General features: G+C 61.2%; 21 protein-coding genes and 1 tRNA gene. 8 read left to right on the top strand and 14 right to left on the bottom strand.

Annotation, left to right across the window (positions count from 1 at the left end; genetic code table 11):
• Positions 1 to 6 precede the first annotated feature (6 nt).
• Genes YH63_RS18150 through YH63_RS18140 form a run of 3 tightly spaced genes read left to right on the top strand, consistent with a single transcriptional unit; the run spans position 7 to position 2,046 of the window.
• The gene (locus YH63_RS18150) at positions 7 to 312 is read left to right on the top strand and encodes an EthD family reductase (protein WP_046829415.1); all 306 of its coding nucleotides are present in this window, start codon (positions 7 to 9) and stop codon (positions 310 to 312) included.
• A gap of 15 nt (positions 313 to 327) precedes the next feature.
• Positions 328 to 1,599, top strand: coding sequence for a cytochrome P450 (locus tag YH63_RS18145; RefSeq protein ID WP_046826394.1), 1,272 nt, complete (start codon positions 328 to 330; stop codon positions 1,597 to 1,599).
• 21 nt (positions 1,600 to 1,620) lie between these two features.
• On the top strand, positions 1,621 to 2,046 hold the full coding sequence (locus YH63_RS18140) for a PaaI family thioesterase (protein WP_046826395.1): 426 nt from the start codon (positions 1,621 to 1,623) through the stop codon (positions 2,044 to 2,046).
• Here the strand turns inward: YH63_RS18140 and paaE are convergent, their stop codons facing one another.
• The 10 genes from paaE to YH63_RS18095 form a co-directional block, all read right to left on the bottom strand.
• Positions 2,047 to 3,126, bottom strand: coding sequence for a 1,2-phenylacetyl-CoA epoxidase subunit PaaE (paaE, locus tag YH63_RS18135; protein WP_046826396.1), 1,080 nt, complete (start codon positions 3,124 to 3,126; stop codon positions 2,047 to 2,049).
• An 11-nt stretch (positions 3,127 to 3,137) separates the two neighbouring features.
• Entirely contained in the window at positions 3,138 to 3,638 is a 501-nt protein-coding gene (paaD, locus tag YH63_RS18130) for a 1,2-phenylacetyl-CoA epoxidase subunit PaaD (RefSeq protein ID WP_046826397.1), read from the bottom strand.
• A complete protein-coding gene (paaC, locus tag YH63_RS18125; RefSeq protein ID WP_046826398.1) occupies positions 3,632 to 4,408 on the bottom strand; it encodes a 1,2-phenylacetyl-CoA epoxidase subunit PaaC in 777 nt (258 codons plus the stop codon). The genes paaD and paaC overlap by 7 nt, the downstream gene beginning before the upstream one ends.
• Positions 4,409 to 4,538: 130 nt before the next feature.
• Positions 4,539 to 4,826 carry a 1,2-phenylacetyl-CoA epoxidase subunit PaaB gene (gene paaB, locus YH63_RS18120; RefSeq protein WP_006020444.1) on the bottom strand — a complete coding sequence of 96 codons (288 nt, stop codon included), beginning with the start codon at positions 4,824 to 4,826 and terminating at the stop codon, positions 4,539 to 4,541.
• A gap of 9 nt (positions 4,827 to 4,835) precedes the next feature.
• On the bottom strand, positions 4,836 to 5,831 hold the full coding sequence (paaA, locus tag YH63_RS18115; RefSeq protein ID WP_046829416.1) for a 1,2-phenylacetyl-CoA epoxidase subunit PaaA: 996 nt from the start codon (positions 5,829 to 5,831) through the stop codon (positions 4,836 to 4,838).
• A 57-nt stretch (positions 5,832 to 5,888) separates the two neighbouring features.
• Positions 5,889 to 6,782, bottom strand: a complete 894-nt coding sequence (gene paaX, locus YH63_RS18110) for a phenylacetic acid degradation operon negative regulatory protein PaaX (protein WP_046826399.1) — start codon at positions 6,780 to 6,782, stop codon at positions 5,889 to 5,891.
• Positions 6,783 to 7,054: 272 nt separating this feature from the next.
• The gene (locus YH63_RS21695) at positions 7,055 to 7,201 is read right to left on the bottom strand and encodes a hypothetical protein (RefSeq protein WP_170978710.1); all 147 of its coding nucleotides are present in this window, start codon (positions 7,199 to 7,201) and stop codon (positions 7,055 to 7,057) included.
• Positions 7,202 to 7,302: 101 nt separating this feature from the next.
• Positions 7,303 to 8,823 (bottom strand): L-piperidine-6-carboxylate dehydrogenase, encoded by a 1,521-nt coding sequence (gene amaB, locus YH63_RS18105; protein ID WP_137325320.1) that lies wholly within the window; start codon positions 8,821 to 8,823, stop codon positions 7,303 to 7,305.
• 246 nt (positions 8,824 to 9,069) lie between these two features.
• Positions 9,070 to 9,729 (bottom strand): hypothetical protein, encoded by a 660-nt coding sequence (locus tag YH63_RS18100; RefSeq protein WP_046826401.1) that lies wholly within the window; start codon positions 9,727 to 9,729, stop codon positions 9,070 to 9,072.
• A gap of 378 nt (positions 9,730 to 10,107) precedes the next feature.
• Positions 10,108 to 10,182 (bottom strand) — tRNA-Glu (locus tag YH63_RS18095).
• 281 nt (positions 10,183 to 10,463) lie between these two features.
• Here YH63_RS18095 and YH63_RS18090 point away from each other — a divergent pair.
• Both YH63_RS18090 and YH63_RS18085 read left to right on the top strand, forming a co-directional pair.
• A complete protein-coding gene (locus YH63_RS18090) occupies positions 10,464 to 11,240 on the top strand; it encodes a cyclase family protein (protein ID WP_046829417.1) in 777 nt (258 codons plus the stop codon).
• Positions 11,241 to 11,327: 87 nt separating this feature from the next.
• Positions 11,328 to 11,900 carry an HdeD family acid-resistance protein gene (locus tag YH63_RS18085; RefSeq protein ID WP_046826402.1) on the top strand — a complete coding sequence of 191 codons (573 nt, stop codon included), beginning with the start codon at positions 11,328 to 11,330 and terminating at the stop codon, positions 11,898 to 11,900.
• A gap of 20 nt (positions 11,901 to 11,920) precedes the next feature.
• On the opposite strand, the gene YH63_RS18080 is transcribed toward YH63_RS18085, so the two are convergent.
• From YH63_RS18080 to epmA, 4 genes are read right to left on the bottom strand one after another with little or no spacing between them, the layout of a single operon-like run.
• Positions 11,921 to 12,178, bottom strand: a complete 258-nt coding sequence (locus YH63_RS18080; protein ID WP_046826403.1) for a hypothetical protein — start codon at positions 12,176 to 12,178, stop codon at positions 11,921 to 11,923.
• Between the two features lie 41 nt (positions 12,179 to 12,219).
• Entirely contained in the window at positions 12,220 to 12,417 is a 198-nt protein-coding gene (locus YH63_RS18075) for a hypothetical protein (protein WP_046826404.1), read from the bottom strand.
• Between the two features lie 11 nt (positions 12,418 to 12,428).
• On the bottom strand, positions 12,429 to 13,496 hold the full coding sequence (locus YH63_RS18070; protein WP_046826405.1) for a lysine-2,3-aminomutase-like protein: 1,068 nt from the start codon (positions 13,494 to 13,496) through the stop codon (positions 12,429 to 12,431).
• Positions 13,493 to 14,545, bottom strand: a complete 1,053-nt coding sequence (gene epmA, locus YH63_RS18065; RefSeq protein WP_046826406.1) for an EF-P lysine aminoacylase EpmA — start codon at positions 14,543 to 14,545, stop codon at positions 13,493 to 13,495. Before epmA ends, YH63_RS18070 begins: the two co-directional genes overlap by 4 nt.
• A gap of 138 nt (positions 14,546 to 14,683) precedes the next feature.
• On the opposite strand from epmA, the gene efp reads away from it, so the two are divergent.
• The 3 genes from efp (at position 14,684) to YH63_RS18050 (ending at position 18,382) form a co-directional block, all read left to right on the top strand.
• Positions 14,684 to 15,250, top strand: coding sequence for an elongation factor P (gene efp / locus YH63_RS18060; RefSeq protein WP_019197229.1), 567 nt, complete (start codon positions 14,684 to 14,686; stop codon positions 15,248 to 15,250).
• Positions 15,251 to 15,290: 40 nt separating this feature from the next.
• Positions 15,291 to 17,009 (top strand): peptidoglycan DD-metalloendopeptidase family protein, encoded by a 1,719-nt coding sequence (locus tag YH63_RS18055; RefSeq protein ID WP_046826407.1) that lies wholly within the window; start codon positions 15,291 to 15,293, stop codon positions 17,007 to 17,009.
• Positions 17,010 to 17,143: 134 nt separating this feature from the next.
• On the top strand, positions 17,144 to 18,382 hold the full coding sequence (locus YH63_RS18050) for a lytic murein transglycosylase (RefSeq protein ID WP_046826408.1): 1,239 nt from the start codon (positions 17,144 to 17,146) through the stop codon (positions 18,380 to 18,382).
• Positions 18,383 to 19,349 lie beyond the last annotated feature (967 nt).

The following is a 19,349-nucleotide window of genomic DNA, read 5'->3' as shown; positions in this document are numbered from 1 at the left end:
GCGACCATGATCCTCGTGACAGTGATGTACCCAGTGGGTGAGGCATTCGACACCGATTACTATCTCAAGACACACATGCCGTTGGTGAAGGATCGCTGGGGTCCGCTCGGGCTCAAGAATGCGCAAGCCATCAAGGGCGTGGCGAAGCCGGACGGCAGCGCGCCCGATTATCAGATGAGCGCGCTGCTGACCTTCGGATCGATGGACGATTTCAAGGCCGCCGGAAAAGCGCACGGCAAGGAAATCTTCGCCGACATTCCCAATTTCACCAAGGCGCAGGCCGTGGTGCAGATCAACGACGTCGTTTTCTAGACTTCGGGCGATAAGGTGTCGTCAACGGATCAAACAGATCCTGAGAGTGCACGTCGTTCGGTTTCGAGCGAGGATGCTGCAATTGCGCGCGCCTTCTCGCTCAAGGACCTTCCCGATGCATTCTATGATGATCCCTACCCGACTTATCGCGCGCTGCAGTCCGCCGATCCGATCCATCGCATGCCGGACGGATCGCTGTTCCTGACCCGCCATCGCGATCTGGAAGCGATCTACAAGGACACGACGCGCTTCAGCTCCGACAAGAAGGTCGAGTTCGCGCCAAAATATGGCGCGGGCTCACTCCTCTTCCAGCATCACACCACAAGCCTCGTTTTCAACGATCCGCCGCTGCACACCCGGGTGCGCCGCCTGATCGCCGGTGCGCTCAATCCGCGCGCCATCGCCGAGATGGAGCCGGGCTTGACTGCCCTTGTCGACCGGCTGCTCGACGACATGCAGGCGCGCGGCAATGCCGACCTCATCGAGGATTTTGCGTCCGCTATTCCCGTCGAAGTGATCGGCAACCTGCTTGCCATTCCTCATAGGGACCGCGCACCGCTGCGCGGCTGGTCGCTGGCGATCCTTGGCGCGCTGGAGCCTTTCCTTTCAGAGGATGTGCAGGCACGTGGCGAGCGAGCCGTAAAAGAATTTCTAGACTATCTCCGCCGCTTGGTGGCGGATCGCCGCGCACGGCCCGGCGACGCAGAGCGCGACGTCCTGACCCGCCTGATCGAAGGTGAAGCGAGCAGCGGAGAACGCCTGAGCGAGATCGAGCTTCTGCAGAATTGCATCTTCATCCTGAACGCAGGCCACGAGACGACGACCAACCTGATCGGCAACGGGCTGGAACTGCTATTGCGTTTCCCGCGCGAACGACAACGCCTGATCGACGACCCGGCATTGATCAAGACGGCGGTCGAGGAGTTCCTGCGCTACGAGAGTTCAAATCAGCTCGGAAACCGGCGCGTTACTCAGGACACGGAAATCGACGGCGTGGCGATCCCGGAAGGGACGCTAATCACGCTTTGCATCGGCGCGGCGAACCGGGACCCAGACGTATTCGCGCAACCGGAGCACCTCGACATCGGACGCTCACCGAACCGCCACCTCGCGTTCGCATCCGGCGCGCACGCCTGTGTCGGCCTCACCCTCGCGCGGCTTGAAGGCCGGATTGCCATTAGCCGGTTTCTCGCCCGCTTCCCGAACTTCAAAGCCAGCGGGCCTACCCACAGGGCGAGACGTGTGCGTTTCCGCGGCTTCACATCGCTTCCCGTCACGCTCGCCTAAGCTTCATTCACAGGACATCACATGCCGACATTCGACAAGGCCGCCGCTACAACTTTGCTCACATCCGTCTTCGCGCAGTGGGTCCAGGACCTCGACCTGTCGATTGAAAGCATCGAGGGCGATGGGGCCGTACTCCGGATGCGTTTTTCCGACAAGCTCTGCCGCGACAACGGCGTCGTCTGCGGTCAGGCATTGATGAGTCTCGCCGACACTTCGATGGTGTTCGCGATCTGCTCAGCTGCGGGAGAATACTTTCCGATGACCACGGTGGATCAGACAATCCACTTCATGCGCCCGGCCATGCGCTCGGACTTGCTGGCTGAAGCACGCGTCGTGCGGATGGGAAAGACCATGGCTTACGGCAGCGTGTCGATCCGGACGGACGCCGACGCGCGGCCTGTCGCGATGGCGCAAACAGCCTACGCTCTGCTCCGCGAGGGAAAATAGTTACATCTGATCGTAGTCAACCACGACGCGGCTTGAGACCGGGTGCGCCTGGCAGGTCAGTACGAAGCCGGCTTCAAGCTCCCACGGCTCCAGCGAGTAGTTGACGTCCATCCGCGTCTCGCCCTCGACGATCTTGGCGCGGCATGTGCTGCACATGCCGCCCTTGCAGGCATACGGAAGGTCCATGCCGGCGCGCAACGCGGCGTCGAGAATGGCTTCGCCGTCGGCAATCGGCACATCCTTGCGCTTGCCGTCCACGATCAGCGATGCGACCGCCTTCGGCGGTGCTTCCGGAACGATCTGAACCTTCGGACGCGGCTTGCCCCCGAATTCCGATACAAACCGCTCCACATGCACGCGATCGGCCGGAATGCCGAGATCGATGCAAGTTGCCTCGATCTCTTCGCTCATGGCGACCGGGCCGCAGACGAACACATGATCAACCGCTGCTGCCGGCACCATCGAACGCAACAAGACCTCGACCTTCGCGCGGTCGAGCCGACCGTACAGGATCGGCAAATCCTGCTCTTCCTGCGACAGCACATGGAACACCGACAGGCGGCCCATGAACCGGTCCTTGAGCTCTTCCAGCGCCTCGCGGAACAGAATGCCGTTGGTCGCACGGTTGCCGTAGAACAGGAAAAAGCGACTGTTTGGCTCACGCGCGAGAATCCCGCGCACGATCGACATGATCGGCGTGATGCCGGAACCGGCGGCAAAGCCGACATGGATGCGCGCCTGGTCAGGCGCATGCGCCACGCCGAAGCGGCCCGTGGGCGTCATCACGTCGATCTCGTCGCCGGATTTCAATTCGTCCAGCGCCCAACTGGAGAACGCACCGCCGTCGACTTTCTTGACCGCGATGCGCAGCTCGTGATCGTCCGGGCTTGAGCAAATCGAATACGAGCGCCGCACCTCCTCGCCGTCCATGATCGTGCGCAGCGTGAGATATTGGCCGGGTGCGAAGACGTAGTCCTGCGCCAGCTCACCCGGAATGGCGAACGTCATCGATACAGCATCTGCGGTTTCGCGGCGCAGATCGTCAATGGCAAGGCGGTGGAATTTTGGAACGTGTGACATGGTTGGCTGCTTTAGTGGCATTTAAAGTAATCAAACGGCTCACGGCACGCCTTGCAGCGCCATAGCGCTTTGCAGGAGGTCGAGCCGAATTCCGAAAGAACTTCGGTGTTCACCGATCCACACTGCGGACAGGCCACTTCCTGCTCGCCGAACAGCGCACGACGTCCACCTCCAGTCTGAGGCGGCGCGATGCCATACTCTTTCAGTTTCTGTCGCCCCTGCTCGCTCATCCAGTCTGTTGTCCAGGCTGGTGACAGGACCGTACGTACCTTCGAATTGCGAATGCCTTCGCGTTCAAGCGCCAGTTCGATTTCCAGCGCAATCATGTTCATCGCCGGACATCCGGAATAGGTCGGCGTAATCGCGACCTCAACGGCGCAGTCGATCACGGTCACATCGCGCAGCACACCGAGATCGGCGATGGTCAGCACCGGAATTTCCGGGTCAACCACCTGCGCCGCCGCATTCCACGCGGTCTGGCGAAGGTCGTGCATGTTGCTGCCGGTTACCATGTCGCGTTCGGGAAGGTTCGCTGCATCGATTGCAGTTCGCTGAGCAGATGCCCGAGATGTTCGGTGTGATCGCCGGAGCGGCCCCCCTTCTGCATCCAGTCGCTGGCCGGACGCGTCAGCGTCGCCGCGCCCAGAACATTGGAGACAGTCTCCGTCCAGAGCCCCCGCAGGCTTTCCGGATCGATGGCGATGCCGGAAGAGATCAATTCTGCATCGCTCTGATCGGCGTGGAACAACTCTCCCGTGAAGGCCCAGAGATCATCGGTCGCGGTCTGCGCTCGCCGGTGACTTTCGTCGGTGCCGTCGCCGAGCCGGATCATCCATTCCGACGTGTGTCGCAGATGATAGGCGCTTTCCTTCTCGGATTTCGCGGCAATCGCCGCCAGCGTCTCATCCCTGGATTTCATCATCGCGCGCCAATAGGGATCGGCGAAGGCGGAGTAGAAGAACTGCCGCACGATGGTGCGGGCGAAGTCTCCGTTCGGCTGCTCGACCAAAAGCACGTTGCGATACTGGCGGACGTCGCGCAGATACGCGTACTTATCCTCGTCATTGCCCGCGCCCTCGACCTCGGCGGCATAGCTGTAGAGCTCGCGCGCCTGCCCGATCAGGTCGAGACCCATATTGGCGAGCGCCATGTCCTCTTCCATCATCGGGGCGTGACCGCACCATTCGGACACGCGGTGCCCGAGGATCAGCGCGTCATCGGCCCGGCGCAGCGCGTAAAGCACCAGCGGACTTTCAGAAATACTGATAGAAGGCGTTGCCATGGTTCAATACTCGCGATGTCATTCCGGGATGCGCTTCTTGGCGCAGACCCGGAATCCATGCGCCAACGATGGTTATGGATTCCGGGTTCGATCGTTTCACTCGCGCCCCGGAATGACGAGTGAATGCCAATCACATATGGCCGACTTCATCGGGCACGTCGTAGAACGTCGGGTGGCGATAGATCTTCGACATCGCCGGCTCGAACATCATGCCCTTCTCAGACGGATCGGACGCGATGATCGCATTCGACGGCACGATCCAGATCGACAGCCCCTCACCGCGCCGCGTGTAGATGTCCCGCGCTGCCTGAAGCGCCAGCGTCGCGTCCGCAGCATGCAACGATCCGACATGCTTGTGCGCGAGGCCGTTACGGCTGCGGATGAAAACTTCCCAAAGCTGGGTGTTCTGAGTGGTCATGACAGCCTCCTAAGCCGCAACCGCAGCGGTGCGGCGCGCCTGCTGTTTCTCCGAATAAGCGGCCGCCGCCTCACGCACCCACGCACCCTCCTCGTGGGCCTTGCGGCGCGCGGCAATGCGGTCACGATTGCACGGGCCGTTGCCCGAAAGCACCTGCTTGAATTCGTTCCAGTCGATCGCGCCGTAGTCCCAGTGGCCGCTTGCCTCATTCCACTTCAGGTCGGCGTCCGGAATCGTGAGGCCGAGATAGTGTGCCTGCGGGACCGTCGCATCGATGAACTTTTGACGCAGGTCGTCGTTCGAGAAGCGCTTGATCTTCCACTGCGTCGACTGATCGCTGTGCTGACTGAGCTGGTCCGGCGGACCGAACATCATCAGGCAGGGCCACCACCAGCGATCCAGCGCGTTCTGCGCCATGGCCTTCTGCTCCTCGGTGCCACGCGCCAGCGTCAGCATGATCTCGTAGCCCTGGCGCTGGTGGAATGATTCCTCCTTGCAGACGCGGATCATCGCGCGCGCATAGGGACCGTACGAACAACGGCAGAGTGGGATCTGGTTCATGATGGCAGCGCCATCGACCAGCCAGCCGATCGCACCAATGTCGGCCCACGTCGGCGTCGGATAATTGAAGATCGAGGAATACTTCGCCTTGCCGCTCAGCATCAGATCGACAAGCTCTTCGCGCGATGAGCCAAGCGTCTCGGCCGCCGCATAGAGATAGAGTCCGTGACCGCACTCGTCCTGAACCTTGGCCAGCAGCGCGGCCTTGCGGCGCAGCGTCGGAGCCCGGGTAATCCAGTTGCCTTCCGGCAGCATGCCGACAATTTCGGAATGAGCGTGCTGGGAAATCTGCCGTGTCAGCGTCTTGCGATACGCGGCAGGCATCCAGTCGTTCGGCTCGATGCGATCATCGGCATCAATGCGCGCCTGGAAATGCGCCGCACGTTCCGCGTCCTCGACATGAACGACTTCGGCTTCCGATGTGTTGAGCGCTTGCGTGTACATCGCCGTTTCCTCCCGGGAGACGCCGATAAACATATAACAAAAATATCTAATCGCAAGTTATTTTTGTAACATGTTGCGCCGCACGTCCGAAAACCGACGGCCAAGTTCCGGCCCCGGCGGCCGCAGCGAACCTGTTGCGCTCTCCCCATGCGCGTCCAGCCAGGATTCGGAAGCAGGCAGAAGGGCTTGATAAAGCCGGGCGCAGAATTTCCGCGCTTCGAGCGCGGGCCATGCCGGCGGCAACAGCGACGCCGGCAGCAGCGGATCGCGCAGGATCACCCGCCGGTAGTGATGGATCAAAAGGACCCGGGCGAGGATGGCGTCCGCCGGCACCATGCTGTCGGCATCGCTGACCCAAGCCTCCAGCGGCGCGAAGGTTTTCATGAACTCGCGATACGAGTCCGCGGTCCGCTCCAGTGACCAGCTCGCATCGACCAGCCGCCGCCCCGAGGCATCGTCAGCCGACACCTCAAGCCGGATCGCGCCGGCGGCGATCGACGGCAGCGAAACATTGGACGGCGCCACCCAGACGCCGGGCATCGGGCTGCCGAAGCCAGCTTCGGTCAAAGCCGTGCGCGATGCTTCGCGGTCCGCCCCGTTTCCGATCAGCAGGAGCTCGAAGCGCCCGGCCCAGTCCGACGAATGCGGGTTATAGACATGCGCGACGGCCGTTTCGAACCGCTCGCGCCCGCTCTTTGCGAGCTTGTAGAAGCTCTTTCGGCCCACCTTGTCCCGGTCGAGCCAGCCATCGGTGGCGAGCCGCGACACCGCAGTCCGTACCACGCCCCCGTCGGTTCCCAGCATGTCCAGGAACTGCAGAAGCGTCCCCAGCCAGACCGACCCGCCACGTGGCAGAATCGCATCGCCATAGAACGTGATGATGAGGGAGCCGGTACGCGAGGGCTCGCGCTTGAATCGGCTGACAATGCGGGAAAGCGATGGGTGACTCATGGCCACCCAGCATAGTGCATTCCATCAGGCGGGCGAGCCCGGAAGATAAAGATGCGTCGCTTCGGGGTAGTCAATCCGACCAGCAGGCTAGCTTACCGCCCATTCCGGACGGGCTAGATCAGCTTCTTCATCTAAAATCTGAGGAAAATTTCAGGGAGAGACTGCCCTGGTTGCCAGTCTACGGCCGCTAGGCTTCCGCCCATATTTGACGCCAAGGGACATCCTCGGCGCGGAGAGCGCTTTGTCCATAGCGACCGCCTCTAACCGGGCGATCAGACGTGAAAATGCCAAACCAGCAGAACGACGCCCAACACCGCTGCGCCGCTTAGCACCCAGCCGGCAACGTAAGCGGCGGCCTCAAGACCCAGATCGTTCATGTGCTCTGTCGGCACCTGGTGGACACGCCAATGGTCAGCCATCGCAGCCTCCAATGAAGCCTCCCTGTGAGAGACAATCGCGAACCCGCGTGGAGGTTCCGCCACCCACCTAAATTCCGTGAGGCGGCCTTGTGATCAGACACTCATCCGACGTCGAACTTGACGCCCTGGGCGAGCGGCAGGTCGCGCGAATAGTTGATCGTATTGGTGGTCCGGCGCATGTAGCCCTTCCAAGCATCCGAACCGGATTCACGGCCGCCCCCCGTCTCCTTTTCGCCGCCGAACGCGCCGCCAATCTCGGCGCCGGACGGGCCGATATTGACGTTGACGATGCCGCAATCGGACCCGGCCGACGACATGAAGGTTTCAGCTTCCTGAATGTCGGTTGTGAAGATCGATGACGCGAGCCCCTGCGGAACGCCGTTGTGCATGGCGATCACGTCGGTCAGGTCGCGATAACGGATGACATAGAGAATTGGCGCGAAGGTCTCGCGCAGGACGGGCCCCTGCTGCCCCGGCATTTCCACGAGCGCCGGCGTTACGTAGTAAGCCGAAGGCAGAGCGCGATCGACGCGCCCGCCGCCGTGAACCTTGCCGCCGAGCGCCTGCGCTTCTGTCAGTGATTTTTCCATCGCCTCGTAAGCTGCCGCATCGATCAACGGGCCTATCAAGGTCGACGGCTGGGACGGATCGCCGATCGAGACCGAAGCGTAAACATTGCGCAGCTTCGCGATAAATCCGTCCGCAATACTTTCATGAACGAACAGCCGCCGCAGCGAAGTACAACGCTGTCCTGCGGTCCCCATCGCGGAGAACGCTATGCTGCGCAGCGCGAGATCCTGATTGGCGGACGGCGTGACGATCGCCGCGTTGTTGCCGCCCAGTTCGAGAATACAGCGGCCGAACCGCGCCGCGACCCGCGGCCCCACGTCCCGGCCCATGCGCGTCGAACCGGTCGCGGACACGACCGCAACCTTCGGATGATCGACGAGAACCTCGCCAACAGCTCGGCCGCCCTGAACAAGTCCGGCAAGCCCAAGCGGCGCGGCGGCAAACCGCGCCAGCGCGCGCTCCATGACAGCCTGCACCGCATAGGCCGTCAGCGGCGTCTTTTCCGACGGCTTCCAGACGACAGCATCGCCGCACACCAGAGCGAGAGCCGCATTCCAGCACCAGACAGCAACCGGAAAATTGAACGCCGTCACGATTCCGCAGACACCGGCTGGATGCCAGGTCTCCATCATGCGATGGCCCGGCCGCTCGGTGGCGATGGTGAGGCCATAGAGCTGCCGCGACAATCCGACGGCGAAGTCGCAGATATCGATCATCTCCTGCACTTCGCCCAATCCTTCGGAGAGGATCTTGCCGGTCTCGATGGTCACCAGACGACCCAGATCCTCCTTGGACCGGCGCAGTTCCTCACCCAGAAGCCGCACCAGTTCGCCACGGCGCGGTGCCGGAACGCTGCGCCAAATCAGGTAAGCCGCATGCGCTTGCTCGATCGTCCTGCGCACATCATCCGCACTTGCCTCCGGCAGATGGCCGACGGTCAGGCCATCGATCGGCGACCGCGCGACGAGGCTGCCCTGCGCCGCAAACGGCGGGGCTGCGCCGAGCTTGTTCAGGAGATCAATTGCTTCGCGAGCGACGGTCGAGCTTTCCATGCGAGCACTCATTTTCCACTCCCGGCAACTTCACCAACGAGATGATCCGGCTCAGGCAGTTCCGACATACGACCCGCGCTCCGCCGTTTGAATATCGCGCGCTCTTCGACAAACGAAGACCAAGCCTCGTGCGAGCATCATCGCACAGCTTGCCGCCAGCTACAGTACATTCAATTTCCCAATATCCCGGATCACGCCGCGAATTGAAGTGTGCGAGCACTGCCGGGCCATGCAGTTAGCCTGTCGTTACACTTCACCGATGGGCGAGTCTTTTTCCGTCAGTACCGTTTGAATGAGCGACACCTGCCGCGTCTTCCTATTCTTGAAAAGCTCAACCCGTAATTCTTTCGTTGCCAACCTCGAATAACCCAGATCAGGATGCCCATAGGCAATTTCGTAAACAAGCGTTCCCACGCATCGTTCGGGTACTTGGTCAAACTGCCATTTGGAAAGACCGCGATTTGGAAAATAGGTCATCTGCGCGTTGGATCCCATAACCGACGACGACGAATTCGCCTGACGGATAACGACTCCATTAAACGCCAAGCGGTAATCTTGGACGAGGAACTTCAACGGCAGGCTTGTACTATTTTGTAGCAAAAGCCTTAGCTCAAGCATGTTTGCGACATTTTTCCAATCAGTCTGTGGAACTACGTTTTGCAAAACCAGCGCATGGCTATAGCGATCAACAAGTTCGGTATACCGATCTTCTCGCCGTCGGATCGCGCGATACGCGCTTTCCAAGATTAGAGCCAAAAGCATACACGCGACGATGATGAGATAAGTCTGCCAGCTCCAAGCTGGCAGCCAATAGACAAGCTTGTAGATTTCGGGATGCGAAGGCAGAAGTATTTCGTCTCGAACGGCGCCGGCCGCGCCGAGTAGTGACAACGGGACAGCAATCATCCATTCCCATGTTGGGCGGATTAATTCTTTCAATACTAGCGACCGTGATCGCAGTCCCTTGATCAACACGACACCAATGCAACGCGCATTTTTCCGTGTCCCTTGCCTCGAGCAACGGCGAAATGCAGTTTGATTACGGTCGATTCCACCGTTCCAAAATCACTCATGGTAATGCGCCCACGCCGAGTTCCCGTGCATCGACACACAACGCAACGGATCGTGTCAATCGCGCTCACGCGAGCCGGGAGTGCATGCGAACTTAATGCTCACATCATTCGGCATTAAGATTCAGCACTCGACTGCGATGTAGGACGATTCACAGAATCTAGGACGAAACACACACCTAAGTATTTGATATTATTGTTTTAGCTTTGTGAGTGGCGCTCCCTAGCGGAATCGAACCGCTCTCTCCACCGTGAAAGGGTGGCGTCCTAACCGATAGACGAAGGGAGCGAAAAGGCTGCAACCGCTGCGCACCGGGTGGTACGTTGACCGTTGTCTTTTCGCCTTGGAACTAGTCTTTTAGTCGCACAAAAACAATGCGTTAGCATTGTTCTGGGCGGCACCGAACCGCAATCCCGTGAGGTGATTTGGCCGACGCGGGGGAACGTATAAAGGCGTTTCGCGACTGCGGCAAGCCGCCAGATGCCCCCGCTTGAGCGGTGTGCGTAACTTCATGCACACTCCGTTGAGACCTGCCGCCCGCAGTGGGCCAGGCCGCCGGAGCGCCAAGCATGACCCGCAAGCTGATCGACATTTCCGTACCGTTGCAAAATGACGTGCCGGCGGATCCTCCGGGCGGCCACCCCACGATCCAGTATATCGACCACCAGCAGGGATTGCCGCGGATGCTGCAATTCTTCGACGGATTAAAGAAGGAAGACCTTCCCGACGGTCAGGGCTGGGCCGTGGAGCAAGTGAGCCTCTCCACGCACAACGGCACCCACCTCGATGCGCCCTATCACTTTCATCCCACCATGAACCGCGGCGAGCGCTCATGGACCATCGATGAGGTTCCGCTGGAATGGTGCTTCCAGCCCGGCGTGAAACTGGACTTCCGCCATTTCCCCGACGGCTATGTCGCGACCGCCGCCGACGTTGAAAACGAATTGAAGCGGATCGGACACACCCTCAAGCCGCTTGAGATCGTCATCGTCAACACCAGCGCCGGTGCGAAGTATGGCCGGCAGGATTACGTCACGTCCGGTTGCGGAATGGGCTACGAGGCAACGATGTATCTGCTGGAGCGCGGCGTGCGTCTCACCGGCATCGATGGCTGGAGCTGGGACGCACCATTCATCTACACGGCCAAGAAATATGCCGAGACGAAAGACGCCAGCCTGATCTGGGAAGGTCACAAGGCTGGCCGCCACATCGGCTATTGCCACCTCGAAAAGCTGCACAATTTAGAACAATTGCCATCGACCGGATTCACCGTGTCATGCTTCCCGGTTAAGATCGAGCGTGCATCGGCCGGCTGGACCCGCGCAGTCGCGATCCTCGACGCGTAGACTGAGCCGGCTGGCTCTTACAACACCACCAGCCCAGGACTAAGCTGGCTGTAACCGGCAGATCGAAATAGGAACAGGAGACCGTCCATGACGATGCCTCAGGATGTCGCCGGGCTTCACAAGCGAATGAAGGAAGCCGTCAAGGCGAACTGGAAAGCCTTCCTGATCGAGGGCATCGTTCTGGTGATCCTGGGGATGGCTGCGATTGCGATTCCGTTGCTCGCCAGCATCGCGGTTACGATCTTCCTCGGCTGGCTGTTCCTGATCAGCGGTGCGGTCGGGCTCTACCTCACCTTCACCACGCGTGACATGCCCGGCTTCTGGTGGTCGCTGCTCTCAGCGGTGCTCGCACTTGCCGCTGGCATCATCCTGATTGTTCAGCCTGTGGCGGGAACGCTGACGCTCACGCTCGTGGTCAGCGCCTACTTCATCGCCGAAGGCATCACCACGATCATGTATGCCCTCGCCCATCGTAGTGAACTATCCGGACGTTGGGGATGGCTGCTGGTGTCGGGCATCGTCGATCTGGTGGTAGCTGCGCTGATCATCGCAGGGCTTCCCGGATCAGCCGCGTGGGCGATCGGACTGCTTGTCGGCATCAACCTCGTGTTCGGCGGCACCTCCCTGATCGGGATGGCGCTCGCCGCGCGGAAGGCCTGACGTCCTGAGATCTGTTGCGTTCAGCAGCCTCTGCAGATGCTCTTGATCTTGCGATCGAGCGCCTTGTCTTCGGCTGACTCCGTGTAATTCTTTTCCTGCAGGGTTGGCACATCGCTGGCGCGCGGCTGCCGATGTCCAACCGGCGCGTTGGGGATGTTGCCTGAATTCGTCGTCGCCGAGGGGGTCGTGGGGCCGGACGTGCCACTTTTGCTTTGCGCCAGAGCGCCGGACGTGGCCAGCAACACGGCCATGATGGCCATCGGGATGGATTTTCTCATGTCACACCTCCAGCAATGCGATTCCTCAGCGTGAGACTATTCTACTGGGAACGATTGGGATTTTCTATCGTTCCGCAGTTGCGTCTGCCTTGCGCCGCACAATCCTGCACCTTGCGCAGATCCGCCATCGATCCGAGCAGCCAGATACCTGCGACCACAAGCAGGACGAAAAAGCCGAACATCACCGCATTTTCGACAGCTCGATTGCCGTCGTTTTCGGGAGGTTCGGGTCCCGCCATCGTTGAACTGCCTACTCTGCAGGCGGATAGAGGTGAACATCGCCGCAGTAATCCGCAACGCGATACTGACCGTCCGCGTCTTCACTTGTCCGCGATAGATACTGCGGCCCGACCGGCGCCTTGCCGTGACCGCCCGGAATGTCGAGTACGTAATCCGGCTGGCATAGTCCCGACACACGCCCGCGCAGATGCTGCATCAACTTCTGCCCTTCCTCCAGCGTCGTGCGTAAATGGGCCGTGCCCGGCGCAAGGTCGCCGTGATGCAAATAGTACGGCTTGATCCGGCACTCGACGAAGCCGCGCATCAGCGCCTCCAGCGTCTCCGGGTCGTCGTTGACGCCGCGCAGCAGCACCGACTGGCTGACCATCGGAATCCCCGCGTCGATGATCCGCGCGCAGGCGCCACGCGCCTCGGCCGTCAGTTCGCGCGGATGGTTGGCGTGCACGGCAACCCACGTGGTCGCCCCGCTCACTCTCAATGCGGCCGCGGTCTCGTCGGTCACGCGGCCCGGATCAGCAACCGGCACGCGCGTGTGAATGCGAATGATCCTGACGTGATCAATCGCAGCGAGATCGTTCATGATCTCTTTCAGCCGACGTGCCGACAGCATCAGCGGATCGCCGCCGGTCAGGATCACCTCCCAGATTTCCGGATGCGTCCGAATGTAGTCCAGAGCAGCGGCATAGGCCTCATTCGAAAGCGCAGTCTCCTTGCCCGGCCCAACCATTTCGCGGCGGAAACAAAACCGGCAATACACCGCGCAAACATGCACGAGCTTGAACAGCACACGGTCCGGATAGCGGTGCACGATCCCGCTGACCGGCGAATGGGGATGATCGCCGATGGGATCGGCATTCTCGTTCGATTGTGTAACTAGTTCATCGGCGGAGGGAATGTATTGCCGCGCGATCGGATCGTGCGGATCGGATGGATCGATCAGCGCGGCCACAGCGGGTGTCACTGCGACCGCGTAACGCGCAGCGACCTTTTCAAGCGCGGGTAGCTGCTCAGGAGACACCAGGCCATGCTCGATCAGGTCGGCTGCCGTTCGCAACGTTGCAGTGGCGCGACCGGTCATGCGTCACCTCCCGGCGGCGTCCAGACCACCTGATCGACGCGCGTTGCGCCGCTGGCGAGCATCACAAGGCGATCGAACCCCAGCGCCACGCCGCAGGCCTCCGGCATGCGGGTCATCGCCGCAAGGAAGTCCTCATCGAGCGGGTAGCGTTCACCGTATCGCCGCTCCTTCTCGTCCATCGCCGCGGTGAAGCGCAGCCGTTGTTCGCCTGCGTCGATCAATTCGCCAAAGCCGTTCGCGAGTTCGACACCACAGGCATAGACTTCAAACCGTTCTGCAACGCGCGGATCGGATGGTTTGACGCGAGCCAGCGCTGATTCCGGCGCGGGGTATTCGTAGAGAATCGTCAATCGGCCCTGCCCCAGATTTGGTTCTACATGCTCGACCAGAACCTTGCTGAAGATGTCCGACCACGTGTCGTCCTCGGTGATGCGGACGCGATGTCCCGCCATCACTGCGAGCGCATCGCGGTCCGCCTGTCCTTCGGGAATCGTTGCAAGCAAATCGATGGACGCGAAGCGCGAAAACGCATCCGCAACAGTCAGCAGTTCCGGCGCGGCAAATGGATCGGCGCTCTTGCCGCGGAATGAGAACGTCCCGATTCCCGTCTCCTGAGCTGCGCGTGCGATCACGACGACGCAATCGGCCATGACCGCTTCATACCCCTCATTTGCGCGATACCATTCCAGCATGGTGAATTCCGGCAGATGCAGCGGACCGCGCTCGCGATCCCGGAATACCCGGGCGAACTCCACAATCTTTGTCTCCCCGGCTGCCAGCAGCTTCTTGCAGGCAAATTCGGGGGAGGTTCGGAGATAATGCCTCGTCTTGTCACCCGCGGCCGACGTCAGGTCAGCCGAGGGGGCGTGAAGATGTGTCTCGTTCCCGGGCGATTTCTGGAGAATTCCGGTTTCGACCTCGGTGAACCCCTCACCTCCGAACCACTCTCGCGTAGCCCGGGTAATGGCGCTCCGCGCCTGCAAAAACGGCTTGCGGTCCACGTGGCGGCCGGGCATCCACCAGGGTGAAGGTTCCTGTCCCGCATTCATGCGCGAAATGCCTGATTCCCTAGCAAAATGCTGGCTTTGGCGCTCCAAATCGGTATGTTGCGGCCCGAAACCGCCTTGCCGGACCTCGAAGCACCGACCCGGCACCGCAACCGGCCCTGAACATTAGGAAACCTATCTGTGAAAGTCATCGCCAGTTCGATCCGCAAGGGCAACATCATTGAGCAGGACGGCAAGCTATATGTCGTTCTGACTGCGGAGAACATCCACCCCGGCAAGGGAACTCCGGTCAGCCAGATCGAAATGCGCCGAATCAGCGACGGCACCAAGGTCTCCGAACGCTACAAGACGACCGATCAGGTCGAGCGCGCGTTCGTCGAGGATCGCGACTACAACTATCTGTACGAAGACGGCGACGGCTTCCATTTCATGAACAACGAGAATTACGACCAACTCCTGGTGCCCAAGGATGTGGTCGGCACGCAGGCTCCTTACCTGCAGGAAAACATGACCGTGAAGCTGTCGATCCACGACAACATCGCGGTCGCGATCACCCTGCCCCAGCGCACCACGCTGGAAGTGGTCGATACCGAGCCGGTGACCAAGGGACAGACGGCGTCGTCATCCTACAAGCCTGCAATGCTGTCGAACGGCGTCCGCACGCTGGTCCCGCCGCACATCGGCACCGGCACGCGCATCGTCGTGATGACCGAAGACGGCTCCTACGTCGAGCGCGCGAAAGACTGAGCGCAGATCCCGTGAGGACGTAGTGACGACGGCGCGGGCAGTGAACAACAGAAGGACGGCATCGGGGAATTTCTGGTGCTGTTTTCTGTACCTTGCCTCGCTCTCCGTTACCTCGCTCTCCTTTGGCCTGCTCGCGCAACCTGCCCGAGCCGGCGAATTCAGAACGCCATCGATATCGCTCGTCAGGCCGGACTGGTCTGCTGCCGTCAACCAGCTCAAGACCGAAATCGACTCGCAGCCGCTTGCCGTCGATAATTTCAGTTTCACCGGCGGACGCCGCCCGTCACGTCAGTTCAGCGCACGGCGCATCACGGCGGTCTCGCAGATCAACACCGTCACGTCGCCGATCTTTTCCGGCATCGAACTCAGTCCGGTTCCGGTGTTGTTGCCGTTCGACGGCGCCCTGTATCTCGCCGATCGCCGGAGCGGGGCGGTCAATCTTCTGATCCCGCGCTATCAGGCCGGCTTCCGCGCCGCCAGCATGTTCGAGGCCGGGCCGTCCGGCTACGACGCGGTCTTCCTGCTCGACCATGGCGCCGACGGCAACATGCCGTCGCGGGTCTATTCGCAACCCGTTGAAGTCCAGATCACCGCGTCACTGCTGATCTACGACATCAGGGATCCGCTCGCCGGCAAGGGCGAGCCGGTCAAATCGCTGGCGACGCAATTTCCAAACCTGCGCCGGGTGATCCGCGAGGGGTATGTACGCTACGCGTTCACACGGTTCGGCGTTCCTTATGTCGTTTCGATCCAGTGCCTCGACAGCGTCGCGCGCAGCAAGCGTCTCTCCTGCCGTGAAGCGTCGCCCGTCGCCGAGCGGTTTATCAAGGCCCTGCGCATCGCGGGCGGCACCCCGCGCGATCCCCGTTACAACATCGCTTCCTACGCCTCTGAGCGGCCGATCGCATACGACGCTGACTTCACCTATCGCCCGCCGGGCGAGATCATCGCCAACAGCGGCTATCGCGGGCAAGGCGGCCACCAGGACTTCACGGTCTACTCGCAGATCCGCTTTCCGATCGAGAAAGCTCCGGCATTCGCCAACTCGCAGTCGTTCCTGAACTGGGGTGACTGCAACCTCACGGGGCGGGTCTCATTTGCGCCGACCAAGGGCGATCCGTATCGCTGCAAGCGCAATGACAAGCAGTTGGTGTTCGATGAATCGGCCAAGGAGAACTACAGCTACCCCTGGCAGGACAACTTCTGCGAGACACGCGACTTCGAGGTCGGACAGTGCGCCAACGGAATGGGGCATCAGGGTCAGGATATCCGCCCCTCGACATGTCACCTGCGCAACGATGGCGCGGATCGCTGCATCCCCGATCTTTTTCCGGTTGTCGCGGTCCGGGAAGGCGTTCTGATCAGGTCGCCGAAGCAACAGGCCGCGTTCCTGCTGGTGAATACACGAAACGAGCACGTCCGCTTCCGCTACATGCACATGAACCCGGCGCGCCTCGACGCCGACGGCGTGATCTATGGACGGCGCGTGACCGAGGGCGAGCGGATCGGTGTGGTTTCGAATTTTCAGGATCGCCCCGGCGGAACGACAAACCATCTGCATTTCGACGTCCAGGTGTTCACACGTGACGGCTGGCTCTGGGTCAATCCCTACGTCACCCTGATCTCGTCCTATGAACGCCTCGTCGGCGGCCGTGGCCGGGAATACATCCAGCCGCCTCCGGAAGCGCCTGCGATGGCGCATGCCCAACCGCGTGCGGATCTCCCGCCGAATGCTGTTACGGAAGGCGGAGGCCGCTAGACGGCATGATCCCGAAATGGGAACCGGTTCTCAGACAAGCATGCCCTCGGGCCTGACCCGAGGGATCATGCCAGACAGAATCCGCGGCAGATTGGCCTTTGGCCCATTCTGCAAAGCCACGCTAGACTGACCGCATGACACACAGAGATTCTCGGAATCCGACCTTCCTCACGCGACGAACGCTGCTTGGCACTGCGATTGGTGCAGGCGCGCTGATGGCCAATCCGCTTCGCGCGCTCGCGAGCCCTCCCGGCTTCGATCAATGGCGCGAAGGATTTCGCGCCCGCGCCCTCGCGCGCGGGATTTCCGAGGGCACCTACATTCGCGTGCTGAGCCGCATCGAACCGGACATGAGCGTGTTCCAGAAGATGCGCAAGCAGCCTGAGTTCAACGAGCAACTCTGGCAATACATCAACCGCCGCGTCTCGGACTGGCGTCTGGCCGCAGGCAAGGTGGCGCTTCAGAAATACAGTGCGCTGTTTGCGCGGATCGAAAAGGATTTCGGCGTCGAGCGCGGCACGCTGCTCGCGCTGTGGGGCGTCGAGACAGCGTACGGCGACCCGCTGGTGCAGCAGAACCATATGCGGCCAGTGTTTCCCTCGCTGGCGGCGCTGGCGTGGAACGAGCCCCGCCGCAAGGCCTACTGGGAAACCGAACTCATCAACGCGCTGCGCATTGTCGACAAGCATTGGAGCACGCCCGAGGAAATGCGCGGCTCATGGGCCGGCGCGATGGGCCACACCCAGTGGATGCCGGAAGTCTGGCTCAATGTCGGCTTCGACTACGACGGCGACGGCCGCGTCTCGCCGTTCGGCCGCCCCGATGACGCGCTGGGCTCCAGCGCGCGCTACCTCGTCAACCGCGGCAAGTATCGTCGCGGCGAGCATTGGGGTTATGAGGTGAAGGGCGCGACCGCGCCCAAGAGCGGCAGCCAGTCCTACGCCAAGTGGGCTGCCTCCGGCGTCACCCGCGCGGACGGCCAGCCGTTTCCGCGCCCCAACGATTCTGCACAGCTCTGGGTGCCCGTGCAGGGCGGACCATCGTTCCTGCTGGGACCGAATTTTTACGCCGTGAAGAGCTACAATCCGTCGATGAACTACGCGCTCGCCATCGTGCATCTCGGCGATCGCATTCAGGGCGGCGGACCATTCGTCCAGCCCTTCCCCGGATCGGAACGCGCGCTCACGCTGGCCGAAATCCAGGAAGTCCAGACGCGCCTCACCAAGGCGGGGTTCGACACCGGCGGCACCGATGGCCGCGTCGGCAACGACACCATGCAGGCAGTGAAAGATTTCCAGACCAAGGCAGGACTGCTGCCCGCTGACGGTTATGCCGGATTGAAGGTGCTGGCGCGGCTGCGGCAAGGATCGTAGCTGCCGTCAGCCCGCTTTGCTCATAAAGACTGCGAGTTGCAGACGACGAGTTTAACTGGGATTGCGCCATATATACGATGTCGTCCCCGCGCAGGCGGGGACCCATAACCACCGAACATCGTGGTGGTGGCGATAAGATCGCTCCAACATCTTCCTCAATCGAGAATCTTGGGCGTATGGGTCCCGGCCTTCGCCGGGACGACGTGGGGGGATTCCAAACAACGCCAGCAAAATGATCTGGATGGAGATTTTTCCACCCGTCATTCCGGGGCGCGCGTTTTCGCGCGAGCCCGGAATGACAGGGCAGAAAGCCACGCATTTCTGCAACATTTCGTGATGGGGATAGCAATCCCCATGCGCTGAACCTCCCTTAAATTCAGCGCGTCCTGTTCGTGAGGGGCGCTTTCTAGAGGCGTCAGAGAGCGGAGCAGGATACGGCGCCTGCGCGCATGGTTCGCAACCATGCGTCCGGGAGGCTGGGGTCAGCGACCGGGCCAACTACGTGGCTCTGCCTTCAGTGGCTGGACGCGGACAGGATGAACGCGGCGAAAGCCGCCGGATCGGGGCGTGAAAGCGCTTGTCCTGTCCCGGAAGAACGCTCCCCTCGCCCAAAATCGCCGCTGATGGAGCGCCGCAAGGCGATGCGCTTCCTCGCAAAGGAAGCGAGACACTACATTTGCGCCTCGCGGCGCTCCATGCCCCTCATTGTTTGAGGGCGAGACTCAGAGTTCACCTCGCGCGTGGCGCGAGAACGATGGCGCGTGCGTGAATGTAGTGGCTGTTTGAAAATTGAATCTGGAAGTCGAAGTGACACACGCTGTCACGTCACATTCATTCGTCGTCCCCGCGCAGGCGGGGACCCATAACCACTAAACGATGTGATGATGGCGAGAAGATCGCTCCAGCATCTCCCTCAAATCGAGAACTCAGGGAGTATGGGTCCCGCCTGCGCGGGGACGACGCGCAG

The organism is Afipia massiliensis (assembly GCF_001006325.2).
Classification (GTDB): Bacteria; Pseudomonadota; Alphaproteobacteria; order Rhizobiales; family Xanthobacteraceae; genus Afipia; species Afipia massiliensis_A.
Note: the sequence above shows the minus strand (reverse complement) of the source record. Positions and strands in the feature narration are given on the sequence as shown.

What these genes read in the sequence shown, in the direction of transcription:
- paaE (WP_046826396.1), bottom strand. Translation starts at nt 3,126, where the DNA reads ATGTCACACGTTCCAAAATTCCACCGCCTTGCCATTGACGATCTGCGC.
- YH63_RS18140 (WP_046826395.1), top strand. Translation starts at nt 1,621, where the DNA reads ATGCCGACATTCGACAAGGCCGCCGCTACAACTTTGCTCACATCCGTC.
- paaX (WP_046826399.1), bottom strand. Translation starts at nt 6,782, where the DNA reads ATGAGTCACCCATCGCTTTCCCGCATTGTCAGCCGATTCAAGCGCGAG.
- paaC (WP_046826398.1), bottom strand. Translation starts at nt 4,408, where the DNA reads ATGGCAACGCCTTCTATCAGTATTTCTGAAAGTCCGCTGGTGCTTTAC.
- paaA (WP_046829416.1), bottom strand. Translation starts at nt 5,831, where the DNA reads ATGTACACGCAAGCGCTCAACACATCGGAAGCCGAAGTCGTTCATGTC.
- YH63_RS18050 (WP_046826408.1), top strand. Translation starts at nt 17,144, where the DNA reads ATGACACACAGAGATTCTCGGAATCCGACCTTCCTCACGCGACGAACG.
- YH63_RS18085 (WP_046826402.1), top strand. Translation starts at nt 11,328, where the DNA reads ATGACGATGCCTCAGGATGTCGCCGGGCTTCACAAGCGAATGAAGGAA.
- epmA (WP_046826406.1), bottom strand. Translation starts at nt 14,545, where the DNA reads ATGAATGCGGGACAGGAACCTTCACCCTGGTGGATGCCCGGCCGCCAC.
- paaB (WP_006020444.1), bottom strand. Translation starts at nt 4,826, where the DNA reads ATGACCACTCAGAACACCCAGCTTTGGGAAGTTTTCATCCGCAGCCGT.
- YH63_RS18080 (WP_046826403.1), bottom strand. Translation starts at nt 12,178, where the DNA reads ATGAGAAAATCCATCCCGATGGCCATCATGGCCGTGTTGCTGGCCACG.
- YH63_RS21695 (WP_170978710.1), bottom strand. Translation starts at nt 7,201, where the DNA reads ATGGCTGACCATTGGCGTGTCCACCAGGTGCCGACAGAGCACATGAAC.
- YH63_RS18100 (WP_046826401.1), bottom strand. Translation starts at nt 9,729, where the DNA reads ATGATTGCTGTCCCGTTGTCACTACTCGGCGCGGCCGGCGCCGTTCGA.
- paaD (WP_046826397.1), bottom strand. Translation starts at nt 3,638, where the DNA reads ATGGTAACCGGCAGCAACATGCACGACCTTCGCCAGACCGCGTGGAAT.
- YH63_RS18090 (WP_046829417.1), top strand. Translation starts at nt 10,464, where the DNA reads ATGACCCGCAAGCTGATCGACATTTCCGTACCGTTGCAAAATGACGTG.
- YH63_RS18075 (WP_046826404.1), bottom strand. Translation starts at nt 12,417, where the DNA reads ATGGCGGGACCCGAACCTCCCGAAAACGACGGCAATCGAGCTGTCGAA.
- YH63_RS18150 (WP_046829415.1), top strand. Translation starts at nt 7, where the DNA reads ATGATCCTCGTGACAGTGATGTACCCAGTGGGTGAGGCATTCGACACC.
- amaB (WP_137325320.1), bottom strand. Translation starts at nt 8,823, where the DNA reads ATGGAAAGCTCGACCGTCGCTCGCGAAGCAATTGATCTCCTGAACAAG.
- YH63_RS18070 (WP_046826405.1), bottom strand. Translation starts at nt 13,496, where the DNA reads ATGACCGGTCGCGCCACTGCAACGTTGCGAACGGCAGCCGACCTGATC.